Source organism: Stenotrophomonas sp. FR012 (assembly GCF_047520565.2).
GTDB classification, from domain to species: Bacteria; Pseudomonadota; Gammaproteobacteria; order Xanthomonadales; family Xanthomonadaceae; genus Stenotrophomonas; species Stenotrophomonas sepilia.
The window spans coordinates 135,193-153,105 of the sequence record NZ_JAXBQL020000009.1 but is presented as its reverse complement, the minus strand read 5'-3'; the positions used below and the strand labels follow the sequence as shown (position 1 = coordinate 153,105).

Genomic DNA, 17,913 nt, shown 5'->3' with positions numbered 1-17,913 from the left:
GGTTGCCGGAAGGATCCAGGTGCCGGCAACCGCCGGATGCCGGAAGGATCCAGGTGCCGGCCAGCGGCCGGCACTACCGGGGCATCAGGTCTTCGGGGTGAGCTTCAGCAGGCGCGCCTTGCTGCCGTCTTCCAGCAGCCACAGGGCGCCATCCGGGCCCTGTTCCACTTCGCGGATGCGCTCGCCCATGTTGAAGCGTTCGGCTTCGCGCGCGCTGTCGCCATCAAAGGCCACGCGCACCAGCGAGGTGGACGACAGGCCGCCGATGAAGCCGCTGCCCTTCCACTGCGGGAACAGGCTGCCGCTGTAGATCACGAAGCCGGCCGGCGAGATCACCGGCGTCCAGGTCACCTTCGGGGCGGCGAATTCCGGGCGGGTGTCGTGGTCGGGAATCGGACGGCCGTCGTAGTGGTTACCGTTGGAAACGATCGGGTAGCCGTAGTTGGCGCCACGCACGATCAGGTTCAACTCGTCGCCACCGGCGGGTCCCATCTCATGCGCCCACAGCTTGCCGTTGGCGTCGAAGGCCATGCCCAGGATGTTGCGATGGCCCAGCGACCACACCTGTGCGGCAACCCCGCCCTGTGAGGCGAACGGGTTGTCGGCGGGCAGGCTGCCATCGTCGTTGAGGCGGATGATCTTGCCGAGGTTGCCGCCCATGTCCTGGGCCGGATCGAACTTCTGGCGCTCGCTGGAACTGATCCACAGCTTGCCGTCCGGGCCGAACGCGAGACGATGCCCGTAGTGGCCCTCGCCGCTGACCTTGGGGCTCTGCCGCCAGATCACTTTCAGGTCCTTCAGCTGGCCACCCCCGTCGGCATCCAGTGCCAGCGTGGCCCGGGCCACCGCGGCACCGCGGGTGTCGAGCGTGCCTTCCTCGGCGTAGCTGACGTAAACAACATGATTCCGGGCGAAGTCCGGGTGCAGGATGATGTCGCCGAAGCCACCCTGGCCACCATAGGCGACCTTGGGAACGCCGGTGATTTCGTGCTTCTGCCCGTTGGCCGGGTCCAGGTGCTGCAGCGTGCCGCGCTTTTCGGTGACCAGCAGGCTGCCGTCGGGCAGGAAGGTCATCGCCCAGGGCTGGTCGAAGCGGCTGACTGCGGTGGCGGTGAACGGGCGCTGGTCGGTGGCGGTGGCTGCAGGCGCTGTGGCCTGGGCGGTACCCGAAGCCGGATCGGCGGCGTTGCAGGCGGAGGTGGCGAGGATCGGCACGAGGCCGAGGGCGAGCAGCAGGGGCGTACGGGTCATGGGTATCTCCAGGGCGGGGATGCGGATGGCCGGGCTGCCCCTTGTATACCACCGCAGCCGTTACCGTCGTGGCCCGAAGGTCCTGCGCCCCCCTGTGCGGCAGCGGCGGGATCGTCTAGGGTGGGCACGCCCGGGCAAAGCATGCCCGTCTGCCTGCCAAGGACCTGCAATGAATACTGCCATGCCTCACAAGCCCTCCACCGCCTTCATCGCCGCCTCGTGGGTGGCCCTGCTGCTGGGTGCGGCGGCGTACCTGATCGGCCTGTTCAATGCCACGATGGCGCTCAACGAGAAGGGCTACTACCTGACCCTGCTGCTGTTCGGCCTGTTCGCGGCGGTGTCGCTGCAGAAGAGCGTCCGCGACCGAGTCGAAGGCATTCCGGTCAGCGGCCTGTATTACGCGCTGTGCTGGTTCGCGTTGTTGTCGGCGCTGATGCTGCTGCTGGTCGGCCTGTGGAACGCCACGCTGGCACCCAGCGAGAAGGGCTTCTACGGCATGGCGTATGCCTTGTCGTTGTTCGGTGCGGTGGCTGTGCAGAAGAACACCCGCGACCTGATCGCCGCCGGTGGTGGCGAGAGCAAGCGCAGCGCGATCGTGCCGCCGCTGCCGGAACAGGAATGATTCGGTAGCGCCGAACCCATGCTCGGCTCAGCCGAGCATGGCTCGACCCTAAACGTGGGGCGAGAGCCGAGCGTAGGCTCGGCTCTACAGCAGCCTGGGGCTATCGCTTCAAGCGCGGATCCGCCAGCTGCGCTTCTTCCCAGCCACGGCGCACGGCGTTGCGTGCCTGCGCCCAGTCCAGGCGACTGCGGCCACGTTCGCTGGCCCAGCGCGATTCCAGTTCGCGCTCCACTTCCTCGTAGGCGCGGATCATGTCCTGCGCGCGCGCGGCATGGCCGATCCGGTAGGCCGGCTCGTAGTCCTCGAAGAACAGTTGGTCGTCGTAGTACGGCTCGGCGGTGTAGCGCTCGCGCCAATAGTCGCTGACCGCGTCGCGTGGCGTGCTGTCGTCCGGTACGCGGCCGGGAATCTGGTACTCGGTCATGGAAGGCTCCGTTGTGGACGAAGCCTGATCGTGCCTGCGTGGCGGTTAACGGTCCGGTCCGACAGCGTGATCGCCAGATCAATCCGCCGGGCATGGCCCGGCGCTCCGTTCACCCGGCGTCCGCATCCTTGCGCGGCAGCGTGTAGATCACCGCGCCAATGACGAACGCGACCAGTGCAGCGGCGATGTTCTGCCAGCTGGCACTGGCGAACAGGGCCAGGCACAGCAGCAGCGCCAGTACCGGAATCAGCGGGCCACCGGGCAGCTTCAACGCGCCTGGGCGATCCGCGTAGCGCTTGGCCAGCACCAGGACGGCGGCAGCGGTGCCGATGTAGGCGAACAGGCGCGTGGTCATCGACAGCAGGGCGAGCTGCACGAACGAACCGGACAGCGCCAGTCCGAGCGCGATCAGGCCCTGGCACAGGATCGATGCGGCCGGCGTATGGAAGCGCGGATGCACCTGCGCCAGGATCTTCGGGCCGTAACCATCGCGGGCCAGTGCGAACAGGAATCGCGGGCCCATCATCATCGTGTTGCTGTTGGTACCCAGGATGGAGATGGTCGCGCCGATGGTGAGGATCAGTGCCAGGGCCTCGCCGCCGAAACCGGCTGCGGCGTCGGCCAGCGGCGTGGCCGAGCTGGCCAGGCCGGCCAGCGTACCCTGCGCCACCACCTGCACCGCGCCATAGATGACGGTGACAGTGATGATCATGGTGATCAGCGCGAACGGAATATCGCGGCGTGGATTGCGGTACTCGCCGGCCGCGGCCGGGATGTTCTCGAAGCCGGCGTAGGCGTACAGCAGCAGCAGGGCGGCCTCGCCCATCCGTTGCAGGTCATGCGGGTCCGGGCGCTGGCCGGAGAAGGCCAGCTGTGGATCGATATAGAACGCGCCGATGGCCACGAACAGCAGCAGCGGCAGCATCTTGCCGATCACCAGCACCACGCCGGTGCGCGCGGCCGAGCGCACGCCGATGATGTTGACGCCGGTCAGGAAGCCCAGCGACACCACGATCACCGCGATGCGACCCATGCCGGCGCCGGCCCACGGCCAGAAGCGCGCGACCGCATCGGCCAGCGCGTTGCTCAATGCGGCCGCCGAGCTGATGCGGGTCAGCCAGATCATCCAGCCGATCTCGAACCCTGCGAAGCGGCCGAAGGCCTCGCGTGCGTAGAGGTAGCTGCCACCGGGTTCATCGAAGTAGCTGGCGGCCTGCGCGTAGCACAGCACCAGCAGCGCGACGACGATGCCAGCGGCGACCACGCCCCACAGGCTGAAGGGGCCGAGCAGGGCAACGGTGGCGGCCGGCAGCAGGTAGATACCGCTACCGATCACATCGTTGATCGACAGGCCGACGATCTGCCAGCGGCTGACCGCGCGCTGCAGCTGTGGTTCGTCCGGCGCGCTCAACGGGCGTCTCCGCTCAGCGCGGGCAGCTGCCACTGCACCTGCAGTCGCTGGTACTCGGTGCGCGGCAGCAGCACGAAGCGCGGCGTATCCTGCGGCCGCAGCCAGTCCAGCAGCGCCTGCATGCGCGCTTGTGGCATGGCGGTACAGCCGGCGGTGGCCTCCCCGGGCGTGCGCCACAGATGGGCGAAGATGCAGCTGCCCTTGCCGGGCTGGTTGTCCGGGTTGTGGGCGATGACGAAGCCCTCCCGGTAGCGCACGTCGCCCTTGTTGTGCAGATCCAGCCGCATCGGCTCGGTGGAGCCCTTGATCGCTGCACTGCCGACTTTCTTCTCATCGACGATGCGGTTGTAGAACGGCGAACCGGGCACGTCCATGCAGTAGCTGCTGTCCAGCATCGGCTGGTAAGGCATTGCGGTGCCGGGGCGTGTGACGGCATAGCCGAACGCACTGCCGAGCGCGAATATGCCGGCCGGGCTGCGACCGTCTCCTTCCTGCTTCTGCGGGCCATCGGCCTGTGCCGGATGCAGGCCCAGGCCCCAGGCGCTGCCGGTACGGCCGAGCGCCACCGGGAACGCCTGTCCGTGCGTGTGCCAGCCCTTGCCATCGCGCACATAGGCCTGCAGCTGCCCTTGGGTACTGTCCCAGCCATCGCTGGTGACCACGATCAGCTGGCGCGCGCCATCCAGCGGCGCCGCGTGAACGGACACCGTCGCAGCAAGCAGCAGCGCAGCGGTAGCGAGGCGAACCAGCGATTTCATCAACAGGTGCTCCGGTCAGGAATCCAGCAGGTGGTCGATCCGCTCCAGGTTCACCGCCAGCTGCTGCTGGCGGTCCGGATTGGTGTGGCAGAGCAGCACGAACAAGAAATCGAGCAGGGCGTGCATGGCGCTACGGTACAGCAGCTGCGCGACCTGCGGCGTGCGGTCGTGCGCGCAGACCGCCAGTGCCGCATCAGCATGCGCGCGCAGCGGGTTGGCAGTGTGGCGGGTAATGGAAATCACCTTGCCACCCATGTCCTGGAACTGCCGCGACAGCTGCGAAAGCTGCGGCAGGTTGCCGAATTCGGAGAACACCAGCAGCACATCGCCGGGGCGTGCGGCCGACAGGTTGGCCAGCATCAGGATCGGGTCGGTGTGCGGCACGACCAGCAGGCCGAGCAGCGACAGCCGCATGGCGAACTCGCGGGCGAACAGGCCGTCGTCACCCAGGCCATGGACGAACAGCTTGGGTGCGCCGTCGAGCAGCTGCACGATGCGCTCGATCTCCTCGCGTGGATTGGCCTGGCGTGTTTCCTCCTCGGCCTGCGCCTTGCTGCGGCGCAGGGCCTCGCCCAGGCGCAGGTAGTCATCGCCGCTGTCGGGTTCGCTGGGCACCTGTTGTGGATCGGCACCGGCGCGGGCCACGTACTGGCCGATCGAGTACTTCAGGTCCGGGTAGCCCTTGAAGCCGAGCTTCTGGCTGAACTTCACCACGCTGGACTGGCTGATGCCCAGCGCACTGGCCAGCTGCTGCGATGAGTAGTCGCGCAGCAGGTGGGCGTTGTCGAGGATGAAGTCGGCGATGCGGCGCTCGATGGCAGACATCTGCCCGCGCTCGGTGCGGATCTTCAGCAGGGGCGGCATGCGGGGCGTCCGGGCATGTGTAGGCGCGTTGCGGCTGGCAGCGTAGAGCGTGTCATGGAATGGGTCGAGCGGGTTCCAGCCTCGAAGAGGTTACGGAGCGCAGTTGTTGCTTTTGAAGTTGAGTCCGCCTTCAAGCGAGCCGAGCACCGCAGGTCCGGCGAGGGCGAAGAGGCGCGGGTGTCCGAGCGTAGCGAGTTCCCGCGCCGTCCCTCGACGGGCCGAGGAGCGCAGGGAACCGGTGCGTAGCACCGGCTCGCGGTCGGCGGAGCGTTTCTTTTGGTTACTTTTCTTTTCGCGAAAAGAAAAGTAACGCCCGACCCAACGTCAGTGGCACGCCAGGCCAACCGCAAGGCAGAAATCACCCCAGCATCTCCAGCCCACGCACTTCGGTGATACCCAGCCCCGGCACGTCGCTGATGCTGATCTCCGATTCGTTGAAATGCACGCCGCCGCTGACCGGATCGAACTGGCCCAGCGAGGGACCGTCGAGGTCGACCTTGGTGATCACATCGCTCTTGGCCACGGCCAGGTGCACGGCCGCGGCCACGCTGATGCTCGATTCGATCATGCAGCCGATCATGCACGGCACGCCGTAGATGCCGGCGATGTCGGCGATGCGGATCGCGTTGGACAGGCCGCCGGTCTTCATCAGCTTGATGTTGATGATGTCGGCCGCGCGCTGCTGGATCAGGTCCATCACCTGGCTGGGGCTGAACACGCTCTCGTCGGCCATGACCGGCGTGTTGACGCGGTCGGTGACGTACTTCAGGCCGCTGATGTCGGCGGCCTTCACCGGCTGCTCCAGCAGCTCCAGTACCACGCCGGCTTCCTCCAGCGTGCGCATCGCATGCACCGCCTGCTTGGCGGTCCAGCCCTGGTTGGCGTCCAGGCGCAGCAGGGCGCGGCCCTCCACGGCGGCGTGGATTGCCTTGACCCGTTCGATGTCCAGTCCGATGTCCTTGCCGACCTTGATCTTCAACGACTCGAAGCCGCGTTCGATCGCCGACAACGAATCGGCCACCATCTTGTCGATGTAGTCCACGCTGATGGTGATGTCAGTGGTGATCACCGGGTCGCCGCCACCGAGCATCTGGTACAGCGGGGCACCGTGCAGCTGCGCCCACAGGTCGTACAGCGCGATCTCCACCGCGGCCTTGGCGCTGGTGTTGCGCTCCATCGCGGTCTGCACCAGCGTGCACAGGTGGTTGAGGTTGACCACGTCCTGGCCGATCAGGCGCGGGGCGATGAAGTGGCGGATCGCTTCGATGATCGAGCCGTGCGTATCGCCGGTGATCACTGCGGTGGCCGGGGCTTCACCATAGCCGGTGTTGCCGCTGTCGGTGCGGATCAGCACCACCACGTCTTCCACGGTCTCCACCGTGCGCAGCGCGGTCTTGAACGGTGTCTTCAACGGCACGCGCAGCATGCCCAGTTCGATGGCGGTGATCTTCATTCAGGAGTCTTGGCCCGCAGGCGCTGGATGTTGGTGATGCGGTCGATGTAGCGGACGGTGTCGCTGGCCATCATCGGCTCCAGCGGCGTGACCGAAACACCATTGAGATGGGCCTGCACGCGTTTGCCGTCGGTACCGAACCAGCTGCCGCCCGCCGTATCGTGGATGACCCAGGTGCGGCCGTCGACGTGGCCGATGGCCATCATCACATGACCGGGAATGTAGACCAGGTCGCCCACCTGCAGGCTGGCTACGGCACGGTCGCGCACCGCCTTGCCGTCCTTGCCGGTGAACGGCAGGCGGTCCAGCGCCGGACTGACCGCCTGCGCGCTGGTATTGCGCGGCAGCAGCACGCCAAAGCTGCGGTAGATCTCGGAGACGAAACCGCTGCAGTCGCGGGTGTCGTAGTCGTGGCCCCAGCCGTAGCGTTCGCCGAGGAACTTGAAGCCCTGCTGCAGCAACAGGCGCGGGGTCAGCGGCAGGTAATCGGCGGCGGTGTCCTGCGAGCGCGGCAGCAGCGCCGGCACCAGCTTCAATCGGCCATCGGCCTCGCGTACCGGCAACTGCACCACCCACGAGGCGTGGGCCTGCTGGCCGTTCACCGGCTCTGACGCGGGCCAGTCGGCCAGCACCGGCAGGCGCACGCCCATGTCCAGCTGCAGGCGCGAGACGCGCGGCTCCTCCGGGGTATGGGCGGTCTGCGCGGTGGCGCCGGTGACGATCCGGTACGGTCCCTTCGCGCCGTAGCCGAGCACCGTGGCCTTGTCGCCGCTGGCGATGGCGTCGGCTTCGATCCACGCGCTGTAGCGCTCGCTGTGCACGAACAGCCAACGGCCATCGGTACTGCGATGGACCACGGCCACCTTGTCGCCGGGGAACAGTGCCGATTCCTGGAAGCGGTCGATGTCGGTGTCACCGACGGTGCTGAAGACGCGCTCGCGGGTGGGGAAGGTGCGCAGCGCCGCACGCTTCACCACCAGCCCATACTGCGGTGCCACCTGTGTGGGAATCGCATCGAGGCCGAGGTTGGCTTCGATAGTGCTGCGCAGCGCGGGTGCGATCGCCTGGCCCTTGTCGTTGTAGAGGGCGCGGGTGGGCCAGCTCGACAGCGCGGTGATGCTGGCGCGAACCGTCGCCGCATCAAGCTGGGCGGGCAGTGTGGCGATGTCCTGGATGTGGCTGTCCTGCGCCCGCATCCGCGCGTTCTGTGCTTCGATCTGCGCGCGATCCAGAATCGGCGCGTCGGCGTTGTCCAAGCGCGCGGCCCAGTACTGCGGGGTCAGATAGGCCTCGTGCAGGCCGATCACATAGGGCAGCGGCGCACCCGGGTCGGGCGGTGGGGCCGCCTGTGCAAAGGCCGGGGCGGCCAGCAGGCACAGGGCCAGGGCCAAGCGGCGCGGCCAATGCCGGTGCCGTTCGCGGAAAGCCAGGCTCATGCGGTGCACACCCTCCTCGAATGCCTGTTGGAATATTTATTCCTTTTGGCCCCGAAAGCAAGAATAAATTATTGACCAACATCCCGGCCCGTGTTACACAGCCGTTACCACCCGCGCTGGGGAAGTGTCGCTGTGGATCCTGCCGTTCGCAAACCGCGTCTGACTGCCGCCGCCGGCCTGGGTGCCGTGTTGCTGCTGTGGGTGTCGGCCACGCACGCAGCAGGCGAGCGCAGCAGCCAGCAGCAGGCGCGTCAGGCGCAGGTGATCGACCTGATCGACAGCGGCCGTTTCCGCGACGCCGACGCGCTGCTGGCCACTACACCCGCCGCCACTGACGAAGCGTTCCAGCGCGAGCGCATGCGCCGCATCCGCCTGGATTTCGCCCTCGACGAAAACGCCGCCAAGGACGCCGTACGGCGCGGCATTCCCGATCTGACCGACGAGGAATTCGCGCGCTGGGACCAGCTTGGCCTGATCGAGCATCTCGATATCGATGGCGAGCGTTGGTACTTCAAGCGCGCACCCTCGAACCTGTTCCTGCTCAGCGACGAAGCACGCGCGCGTCGCCGCGCGGATGCACCGATGCCGCCTCCGGGCCCCAACGAAGTGCTCAATGCCCACCACGCAGGCGTGGTTGCTGCGGCCGAACAGAGTGGCCAGGCGTCGGTTCTGCCGCAGCGCTATGAATTCACCCAGTCGCTCACGGTGAAAGCCGATGTGGTGCCCGCCGGTGAAACGATCCGCGCGTGGATTCCGTACCCGCGCGAGATCCCCGGCCAGCAGGAGCAGGTGCAATGGCTGGGCAGCACCCCGGGCAAGGCGCGCGTGGCTCCGGCACATACCCAGCAGCGCACCGCCTACCTCGAAGCCAAAGCGGTTGCCGGGCGGCCAACCCGCTTCGAGATCCGCTACGCGGTCACGATCTTCGCCCGGCATACCGCGATCAACCCGGCCGTAGTGCAACCGACCCCGGCCGACCCGGCCCTGAAGCCCTACCTGGCCGAGCAGCTGCCGCATGTGCGCTTCACCCCGGCGCTGAAGCTGTTCTCCGACCAGGTGCTGCAGGGCGAGACGCGCCCGTATGAAGTGCTGCGCAGGCTGTTTGCCGCGGTCGACCGCATTCCGTGGGCCGGTGCGCGCGAATATTCCACGCTCAGCAACATCAGCGATTACGCGCTGCGGGCCGGCCATGCCGACTGCGGGCAGCAGACCCTGCTGCTGATCGCGCTGCTGCGCATGAACGGTATTCCTGCACGCTGGCAGTCGGGCATGGTGTTCTCCGGCGACGGCAGCGGCTACAACAACCTGCATGATTGGGCGCAGGTCTACCTGGCGCCGTATGGCTGGCTGCCGATGGACGTGACCACCGGCGCACTGGCCAGTGATGTGCCGGCCCTCCGTGACTTCTATCTGGGTGGCCTCGATGGCTACCGCATCGCCTTCAACGACGATTTCGGCCAGCCCTTCGTGCCGGCCAAGCAGCACTTCCGCTCGGAAACGGTCGACTCGCAGCGCGGCGAGGCCGAGTGGGCAGGCGGCAACCTGTACTTCGACCAATGGAGCTACGACTTCCAGTGGCGGGTACTGCCAGCCAGGCAACGCTAGCGCGACACATCGCATTCCACACCATTCAATTCTTGCAGGAGAGAGCAGGGGATGAAGGCTTACAGCATCAAGCGGGCGGCGTTGTGCGTCGCCCTTGGGGCGTGTCTGGGCGTGATCGCGCCCAACGCATTCGCACAGGATGGTTCGGTGGTCGGTCGGCTGGTCAGCGATGCCGGCCAGGTTCCGGCTGGTGCCACGGTGACCGTACGCAATCCCGCAACGGGTTTCGTGCGCTCCGTGCAGGCCGAGGCCAACGGCAGCTACCGTATTCCGTTGTTGCCGGTGGGCACCTATGAGATGGAGGTCGGCTTGCCGGGTGGTGGCGCCAGCCGTGTCGGCCAGGTAACGGTCAGTCTCGGCAGCGCAACTACGGTGAACGTGCCGCTCGGCGCGGTCAGCACACTGGGCACGGTCGAAGTGCGGGCACCGCAGGTGGTGTCGATGGTGGATGTGAAGTCCACCGAGTCGGCCACCAACATCACCCGCGAGGAACTCTCGCGCCTGCCGGTGGACCGTGACATCACCGCCGTGGCGCTGCTGGCGCCGGGTGCGGTGAAGGGCAAGGGCTCGCTGGGTGGACAAGGCATTTCCTTCGGGGGTTCGTCGGTGGCTGAGAACACCGTCTACATCAATGGCCTGAACGTCACCGACTTCTACAACCGGGTCGGCTTCTCGTCGGTACCGTTCTCGTTCTATCAGGAATTCCAGGTCAAGACCGGCGGCTACTCGGTGGAGTTCGGGCGCAGCACCGGCGGTGTCATCAACGCGGTGACCCGCTCGGGCAGCAATGATTTCAAGGCCGGTGCCGAGCTGGTGTTTGAGCCGCGCGCGTGGCAGTCGCAGGCCCGCGACCGCTACGACGGCAACGGCAGCCGCTACATCACCGCCAGCCGCGACGACTACAGCCGCAGCGCGCTGAATGTGTTCGCTTCCGGTGCGCTGGTGCAGGATCGACTGTTCTTCTTCGGAATGTACGAGGCGCGCGACTACCGCCCGACCTCGACCAACGACGCCGGTACGCGCCTGAGCCAGGGCAAGGCTGATGATCCGTTCTGGGGCGGCAAGATCGACTGGCAGATCACCGACAACCAGATGCTGTCGCTGTTCGGTTTCTCGGACAAGAGCAAGACGCTCACCGATGTCTACGCCTACGACTACGCCACTGGGCAGACCGTGGGCGAGCGCAGCAACCAGATCTACAACACGGTGGGCGGCAAGAACTGGTCCGGCACCTACAGCTGGCAGGTGAACAACGACCTGACCATGAAACTGATGTATGGCGAGAACAAGCGCAACCGCGTGCAGAGCTCGTTGATGGACCAGAACTGCAACCGCGTGTTCGACAACCGAACCGCCAGCCAGGGCGTGCCGCCCTCGCTGCAGGGTGACCGCAGCTGCACCAGCAGTTCGCAGCTCGAATCCGCATTGGACACCCGCAAGGCCGCGCGCGCCGATTTCGAATGGACGCTGGGCAACCACCTGCTTCGCTTCGGCCTGGATCGGGAGGAGAACACGTCCGACTACAGTCGCGCCTATCCCGGGCCGGGCGGCCTGCGCTACGACGTCTACGCCCGCACGCCCGGCAGCTCGCTCAACGGCGGTGTCGTGCCGGCCAGCGGCCTGGTGGCGCGCACCCGTCGCTATGAAGTGGAGGGTGCATTCGAGACGATCAACTCGGCCTACTATCTGGAAGACAACTGGCAAGTGACGCCGAACCTCCTGCTGAACATGGGTCTGCGCCTGGAAGCCTTTGACAACAAGGGTGGCGATGGCAGCAGCTACATCAAGATCGACGACATGCTGGCCCCGCGCCTGGGCTTCTCCTGGGACGTGCGCGGCGATGGCACGACCAAGGTCTTCGGCAACCTGGGCCGCTACTTCCTGCCGGTGGCCAACGTCATCAACATCAAGCAGGCCGGTGGCTTCCTCGACGAGCGGACCTGGTATGAGTTCCTCGGCTACAGCGGCGCAGCCAACAACATCCCGAACCTGGGCGCGCAGATCGGCCCGGTGGACAACTCGCAGGGCGACGGCAGCGTGCCGGACCTGCGTGCAGAAGTGAACCGGGACATGGACCCGGTGTACCAGGACGAGGCGATCCTCGGCTTCCAGCAGATGATCAACGAAGCCTGGTCGGTCGGTGCCAGCGTGACCTATCGCCGGCTGCACAACGCCATCGATGACATGAACATCACCGCGACCGGGCAATGTGGTGCCATCGACGGGGTGTGGATCATGGGCAATCCGGGCCGCACCAACACCGTGTGGGGAGACACCAACTGTGACGGCAGCAACGATGGCTGGATCAGCATCGATACGTCGAAGGAAGGCTGGGCGCTGTACGACGACAACGGCAACTACGTCGGCCAGCGCGGCTGGGTGAAGCCCAAGCGTGACTACAAGGCACTGGAGCTGCAAGTCGACCGGGCCTGGGACGGCAAGTGGGGCGTCAACGCGTCCTACACCCTCGCATACGGCCGCGGCAATGCAGAAGGCCCGGTCAACTCCGATACCGACTTCGCCGATGCCGGGCGTACCGAGAACTTCGACAATCCGTGGGTGAACTACCGCGGCTACGGCTATCTGGCCAACGACCGCCGACACCAGTTCAAGTTCCGTGGCAGCTATGCATTGACCGAGAACCTGAGCGTAGCCGCTACGCTGGGCGTGCAGTCGGGCAGCCCGATCACGCGCTTCGGCGCCGGTAATCCATTCGACGCCACCGATTTCCACAGCTACTACGTGTGCGTGTCCAACTGCCAGGCCACGGTGCCCTCCGAACGCGTGTTCGTGCATTCCCCGCGCGGTGGCGATGGCCGCACGCCGTGGACCTACGACCTGGACGTGAGCGTGTCGTACAAGGTGCCGATCCCCACCGACCTGCGTCTCAAGCTGGCGGTGTACAACGTGCTCAACCAGCAGCGCGTGGTGACCGTGGATCAGGACTACGAACCGCAGGACAGCATCGGTACGCCGAATCCGCTGTACCGCTACGGTACCGGGTTCCAGTCGCCGCGTTATGCGCAGCTGACCGTCACATGGGCCTACTGAGACCCGCCCAGCACGCTCGACGCTGCATCTGCGTGGCCGTGTTGGCGGTGTTTCCGGTTGCGGCGGCGCAGACCAGCGCGACCGCCTCCCTCGAGGCCGACGTCGCCGCCGTGGTCCAGCACGAGCACCTGCCCGGGCTGGCCATCGCGGTGGTCGACAACGGGCAGGTGGTCTATCGCCACGCCGAGGGCGCGCGCGGCGACGGCGGCCGCATCGACCAGGACACGCTGTTCAAGATCGCCTCCAACAGCAAGGCGATGACCGCCGCGCTGCTGGCGCGGCTGGTGCAGCAGGGCAAGCTGCGCTGGGAGGATCCGGTGCGGCGGCATCTACCGGGCTTCCGCATGCACGATGCGTGGGTGGGCGAGCAGATGCAGGTGCGCGACCTGCTGATCCACAACAGCGGTCTCGGCCTGGGCGCCGGTGACCTGATGCTGTGGCCGGAGCCGAACGCGTTCACCCGTGCCGACATCATCGCGGGGCTGGCGCACCTGAAGCCGGTCAGCAGTTTCCGCAGCCGCTACGCCTACGACAACCTGATGTACGTGGTGGCCGGCGAACTGGCCGCTGCGACGGGTGGCAAACCGTATGACCAGTTGATGCGCGAGCAGGTGTTCGAGCCGCTGGGCATGACCCGCTGCCAAGTGGGGACGTGGTCGGTGAAGCGGGTCGGCAACGTGGCGCAGCCACATGCCTGGCGTGGCGACCACAATACGGTGGTGAACGCCGATGGTGCGATCAGCCCGGACCTGCCGTCGATGGCCGCCGGCGGCATCCGTTGTTCGCTGCGGGACATGACGCGCTGGATGCAGGTGCTGCTCGATCCCGGCCTGGCACCTGGCTGGTTGGATGCTGAGCAGCGCCGTACGCTGTGGACCCTGCACATGCCGATGCCGCTGGGTGAACGCCAGCGGCGTTGGGACAACGCGCATTTCTACGGCTACGGCTATGGCTGGCGCGTGTCGGACATGGATGGGCAGTGGAAGGTGGCGCACACCGGCACATTGTCGGGCATGTACTCGTCGCTGGCGCTGCTGCCTGAGCGCAAGGTGGGTGTGGTAATGCTGATCAACGGTGAAGGCGAGGATGCGCGCATCGCATTGATGCAGACCGCACTGAAGCGCTTCACCGCCCCCGATGAGGCGCGTCCGGCGCTGGCGTACCTGGCCGAACTGAAGGCTGACCAGGCCATGCGAGCGGCAGGCGGCCATCAGCGGCCGGCGACGTCGCAGGCACGGCCGACATCGGACGCCGATCTGCCGCGTTGGCAGGGCCGCTACACCGATCCGTGGCTGGGGCCGGCCTCGCTGTGCCCGGGCAAGGACGGCCTGCGCTTCAGCGTGGACAAGTCGCCCCGGCTGGAAGCGGCTGTGCTGCAGCTGCAGGGGCGCTGGCTGCTGCGCTGGGATACGCTGGGCGAAGACGCGCAGGCGTGGCTGCAGCCGGGTGAAGGCCTGGCACCGACACTGGACCTGCGCGCCATCGATCCGGACATCGACTTCAGCTATGACTTCCAGGACCTGCATTTCACTCGTACTGGCGATTGCCCTGGCAGCGACCACCAGCGCCGCTGAGCCACCGCGCGTTTCACCGGCCACCGACGCGGCCAGCGCCGGGCTGGTGGAGATCCGTACGTTGTCGCCGCGCATCGACCTGGACATCCGCTATGCGGGCGCCAACAACTTCACCGGCGCGCGCGTGCCCGGCTACGAGGCGCCTTCGTGCTACCTGCTGGCGCCGGTGGCGAAGGCGCTGGCCGAGGTGGAACAGGACCTGCGCGCCGATGGCTTCGGCCTGCGCCTCTACGACTGCTACCGGCCGGTGCGTTCGGTGCAGGCCTTCATGGCCTGGGTGAACGATCCGCGCGAGCTCTCGCGCAAGGCACAGCAGTATCCGGACCTGGACAAGCCGCGCCTGCTGGCCGATGGCTACATCGCCGAACGCTCCGGCCACAGCCGCGGTGCCACGGTGGATCTGGGCCTGCTGGATTGCCGAAGCGGTGCATGTGCGCCGTTGGACATGGGCACTGACTTCGACTTCTTCGGGCCACGTGCGCATACGCAGACGAGCGGGCTGAGTGAGACGCAGCAGGCAAACCGGCGGCAACTGGTGCAGGCAATGGCACGGCGTGGCTTCGTGAACTATCCGCAGGAGTGGTGGCACTACACGTTCCAGCCGGAACCGGATCCCGGCTCCGCGTACGACGTCCCGGTACGGTAGGGGTATCGGCAGGGCTGCGCCCTGTACCTGCGGTAGTGCCGGCCGCTGGCCGGCAACATCAGACGCAACAGCAACAGCGTGCGTTCCGTGGGTTGGCTGGGCGGTGCCGGAGTGCGGGGACGCCGTAAATCCGTCCATGGAGGCTTGGCAGCCGCATCCATGCGGCTGACACCCCGCACTCCGGCACCGCCCAGCCTCTGACAGTTTCCCGCGCGGTCCGTTGTAGGGCCGAGCTCATGCTCGGCTGCTCTTTGTTCAATCGTCGAATTATTCGATCTCGATGGAGACTCATCCACGCACGGCGTGGATCTACCGTGGCTGCCGGATTGGGTCCGAAGCAGATCCCTTACACTGGCCGCCATCCCACCGTTGCCCATCCGATGAACCTTCCCCTGCACTTCGGCCTGCTCGGTACCCTGGAAGCCGGCGCCATCGCCATGCTGGTTGGGCTGCTGGTGTACTTCCTGTGGTCGCAGCTGTGCCGCCTGCTGCGGTGGTCGATGGGGCACGCGATCGGCTGGTCCTGCGTCATCGCCGTGATCATCGCCGCCGGCATCGATGCGTGGAAGCTGTTCTACATGGGCATCGTGCGGCTGGAATCGCCGCTGTACGCGCGCATCTTCCTGGCCACCATCCACGATCCGAACGAACTTGGCAGCCGTGTGGTGCTGGAAATCGCCGGTGCGCTCGCCGGTGTTGCTCTTGCATGGGTGTTGTTCAGTTCGCGGTCATCGGAAAAAACCGTCGACTGACGCAGGTTTTTCGTTGCCTGCCGGTTAAATGCAGAGGCGCTGAATGCGCATCTTATGAGCCACTCACTTCACCCTAACCACCGCGCTAAAGCATGCGTGGAGGCGAGTGGTTAATCGCATGTGTGCGGGCCGGTCGCGGCGCAAAATCGATTCAGAAACGCGGTGGCAGGGTAGGTGCCGTGCGGAATCAACACGCCGCGCAACACCACCCAATTGGCAGGAGACACCCCTGATGACTATTCGCAACCGCAAGCCCCTGATCGCCCTGATCGTCGCCGCTGGCAGCGTGCTGGCCATCCCGGCGATGGCCCAGTCGGCCAAGCAGCAGGCCGCGCATGCACAGAACGAGGCCGCTCAGGCCCAGCAGGCGGCTGCACAGGCCGGCCAGGCCGCCGACCAGGCGACCAATGCGGCCGCAGCGGCATCGGCACAGGCCAATGGCGGTGGCCAGACCTGGGCCAGCATCGATACCGATGGCAACGGCACCATCAGCAAGACCGAGGCGCAGGTGAACGCCGGCCTGGCCCAGGTGTTCGACCAGGCCGATACCAACAAGGACGGCGAGCTGAGCGCCGATGAGTACAAGGCCTACGTGGCCGCCCAGCAGGCCGGCGCCGGTGGCGCAGCGCAGGGTGCACAGGGCAGGTAAGTCCTGCGTCGGGGCGTATGGGAACCCGGGCGGTTTCGGCCGCCCGGGTTTTTTTCGTCACCATGGCCCCTGTATCCTTGCGCGATGAATACACCCACGCCTGCGCCGTCGCGCGCCATCGGCCTGGTCGGTTTTGACGGTGACGATACGCTGTGGAAGAGCGAGGACTACTACCGCAAGGCCGAGCAGGATTACCTTGACCTGCTGTCGCGCTATGTCGACGTGCATGACACCCAGACCGCCCGCCACCTGCTGGAAGTGCAGCAGCGCCACCTGGGCACCTTCGGCTACGGCGTCAAGAGCATGACCCTGTCGATGATCGAAGCGGCCATCGACATCACCGGCCAGCGCATCGAGGCCAAGGACATCCAGCGCATCCTGGAGATCGGCCACGACACCCTGCGCCACCCGGTCGAGCTGATCGATGGTGTACGCGAAGCGGTGGTGGCCATCGCCGAGCACTACCCGGTGGTGCTGATCACCAAGGGCGACCTGTTCCACCAGGAAGCGAAGATCAAGGTCGCCAACCTGGGCGAGCTGTTCCCGCGCATCGAGATCGTTTCCGAGAAGGACCCGGAGACCTACGCCCGCGTGCTGGCCGAATTCGACCTGCCGATGCAGCGCTTCGTGATGGTCGGCAACTCGCTGCGCTCGGACATCGAGCCGGTGGTGACCCTGGGTGGCTGGGGCGTGCATACCCCGTACGCAGTGACCTGGGCCCACGAGACCCAGCATGGCGTGGCCGACGACGAACCGCGCATGGTCACTGCCGATACCGCCCACGACTGGCCGGCCGCACTGGCGGCGATCGAGACCAAGGCCGCTGCGGCCTGACAGGGCCCGTCGGCTGCGGCAGAATCGGGGCATGAACCACCGACTGCGCGCGCTGATGTTGTTCCTGTTGCTGGCGCCGGCCACCGTGCTGGCCCAGCAGACCGCCGAGCGCTCAAGCGCCTACGACGTGGACACCGGCGACAGCTGGGTCGATGCCCAGCTGCAGGACATCAACCATTACGCCGAACGCTACCCCGATGCCTTCCTCGACGAAGTGTCGCGCTATGCCGACGTGCCGCGCGGCTACATCAGCGCGCTGTTCACCACCCACGGCTGGCAGGCCGGAGACATCTATTTCGCCTGCTTCTGGGCCAAGGCCAGTGGCCAGACCTGCCGCGACAGCGTGCGTGCCTTCAGCCAGGACCCGGAGGGCGGCTGGGAGGCGGTGGTCAAGCGCATGCCCACCAAGCCGGACAATCTGCACTACCGGGCTGTGCGCCATGCCATCGTGGCCAGCTACCAGCACTGGGACCGGCCGATCACCCTGGATGCCGCGCTGAAGCGCCAGTTGAAGCGGTAGGGTCGGCCGCTGGCCGGCAATTGCAGCCTTTCCAGGCATCCGGGGTTGCCGGCCAGCGGCCGG

General features: G+C 66.6%; 16 protein-coding genes. 9 read left to right on the top strand and 7 right to left on the bottom strand.

What is annotated here, in order from left to right; genetic code table 11:
* Window positions 1-84: 84 nt before the first annotated feature.
* Entirely contained in the window at window positions 85-1,251 is a 1,167-nt protein-coding gene (locus tag ACM0O9_RS15645) for a PQQ-dependent sugar dehydrogenase (protein ID WP_235649880.1), read from the bottom strand.
* A 169-nt stretch (window positions 1,252-1,420) separates the two neighbouring features.
* Between ACM0O9_RS15645 and yiaA the strand changes: the two genes are divergently transcribed.
* On the top strand, window positions 1,421-1,873 hold the full coding sequence (gene yiaA / locus ACM0O9_RS15640) for an inner membrane protein YiaA (RefSeq protein WP_014645710.1): 453 nt from the start codon (window positions 1,421-1,423) through the stop codon (window positions 1,871-1,873).
* Window positions 1,874-1,973: 100 nt separating this feature from the next.
* On the opposite strand, the gene ACM0O9_RS15635 is transcribed toward yiaA, so the two are convergent.
* The 6 genes from ACM0O9_RS15635 to ACM0O9_RS15610 form a co-directional block, all read right to left on the bottom strand.
* A complete protein-coding gene (locus tag ACM0O9_RS15635) occupies window positions 1,974-2,297 on the bottom strand; it encodes a hypothetical protein (protein ID WP_414604278.1) in 324 nt (107 codons plus the stop codon).
* A 109-nt stretch (window positions 2,298-2,406) separates the two neighbouring features.
* Complete coding sequence (locus ACM0O9_RS15630) at window positions 2,407-3,708, bottom strand: APC family permease (RefSeq protein ID WP_188239171.1); 1,302 nt, start codon at window positions 3,706-3,708, stop codon at window positions 2,407-2,409.
* Window positions 3,705-4,466, bottom strand: coding sequence for a L,D-transpeptidase family protein (locus ACM0O9_RS15625; RefSeq protein WP_005415025.1), 762 nt, complete (start codon window positions 4,464-4,466; stop codon window positions 3,705-3,707). The genes ACM0O9_RS15630 and ACM0O9_RS15625 overlap by 4 nt, the downstream gene beginning before the upstream one ends.
* 15 nt (window positions 4,467-4,481) lie before the next feature.
* Entirely contained in the window at window positions 4,482-5,330 is an 849-nt protein-coding gene (locus ACM0O9_RS15620; RefSeq protein WP_414604277.1) for a MurR/RpiR family transcriptional regulator, read from the bottom strand.
* A gap of 358 nt (window positions 5,331-5,688) precedes the next feature.
* A complete protein-coding gene (locus ACM0O9_RS15615) occupies window positions 5,689-6,783 on the bottom strand; it encodes a dipeptide epimerase (protein WP_005415027.1) in 1,095 nt (364 codons plus the stop codon).
* Window positions 6,780-8,219 carry an SH3 domain-containing protein gene (locus ACM0O9_RS15610; protein ID WP_235646306.1) on the bottom strand — a complete coding sequence of 480 codons (1,440 nt, stop codon included), beginning with the start codon at window positions 8,217-8,219 and terminating at the stop codon, window positions 6,780-6,782. The genes ACM0O9_RS15615 and ACM0O9_RS15610 overlap by 4 nt, the downstream gene beginning before the upstream one ends.
* 132 nt (window positions 8,220-8,351) lie before the next feature.
* Between ACM0O9_RS15610 and ACM0O9_RS15605 the strand changes: the two genes are divergently transcribed.
* From ACM0O9_RS15605 to ACM0O9_RS15570, 8 genes are all read left to right on the top strand, one after another.
* Window positions 8,352-9,824 carry a transglutaminase-like domain-containing protein gene (locus tag ACM0O9_RS15605; RefSeq protein WP_065186622.1) on the top strand — a complete coding sequence of 491 codons (1,473 nt, stop codon included), beginning with the start codon at window positions 8,352-8,354 and terminating at the stop codon, window positions 9,822-9,824.
* A 51-nt stretch (window positions 9,825-9,875) separates the two neighbouring features.
* Window positions 9,876-12,875 (top strand): TonB-dependent receptor, encoded by a 3,000-nt coding sequence (locus ACM0O9_RS15600; protein ID WP_414604276.1) that lies wholly within the window; start codon window positions 9,876-9,878, stop codon window positions 12,873-12,875.
* Entirely contained in the window at window positions 12,863-14,449 is a 1,587-nt protein-coding gene (locus tag ACM0O9_RS15595) for a serine hydrolase domain-containing protein (RefSeq protein ID WP_414604275.1), read from the top strand. The genes ACM0O9_RS15600 and ACM0O9_RS15595 overlap by 13 nt, the downstream gene beginning before the upstream one ends.
* Window positions 14,382-15,095: a M15 family metallopeptidase gene (locus tag ACM0O9_RS15590; RefSeq protein WP_216655045.1), complete on the top strand. Its 714-nt coding sequence runs from the start codon at window positions 14,382-14,384 to the stop codon at window positions 15,093-15,095. The genes ACM0O9_RS15595 and ACM0O9_RS15590 overlap by 68 nt, the downstream gene beginning before the upstream one ends.
* 380 nt (window positions 15,096-15,475) lie before the next feature.
* Complete coding sequence (locus ACM0O9_RS15585) at window positions 15,476-15,847, top strand: hypothetical protein (RefSeq protein ID WP_065186625.1); 372 nt, start codon at window positions 15,476-15,478, stop codon at window positions 15,845-15,847.
* A gap of 232 nt (window positions 15,848-16,079) precedes the next feature.
* Window positions 16,080-16,496, top strand: a complete 417-nt coding sequence (locus ACM0O9_RS15580) for an EF-hand domain-containing protein (RefSeq protein ID WP_005407824.1) — start codon at window positions 16,080-16,082, stop codon at window positions 16,494-16,496.
* Window positions 16,497-16,580: 84 nt separating this feature from the next.
* Window positions 16,581-17,330, top strand: coding sequence for an HAD family hydrolase (locus ACM0O9_RS15575; RefSeq protein ID WP_414604274.1), 750 nt, complete (start codon window positions 16,581-16,583; stop codon window positions 17,328-17,330).
* A gap of 31 nt (window positions 17,331-17,361) precedes the next feature.
* Window positions 17,362-17,850: a hypothetical protein gene (locus tag ACM0O9_RS15570; protein ID WP_005415036.1), complete on the top strand. Its 489-nt coding sequence runs from the start codon at window positions 17,362-17,364 to the stop codon at window positions 17,848-17,850.
* Window positions 17,851-17,913 lie beyond the last annotated feature (63 nt).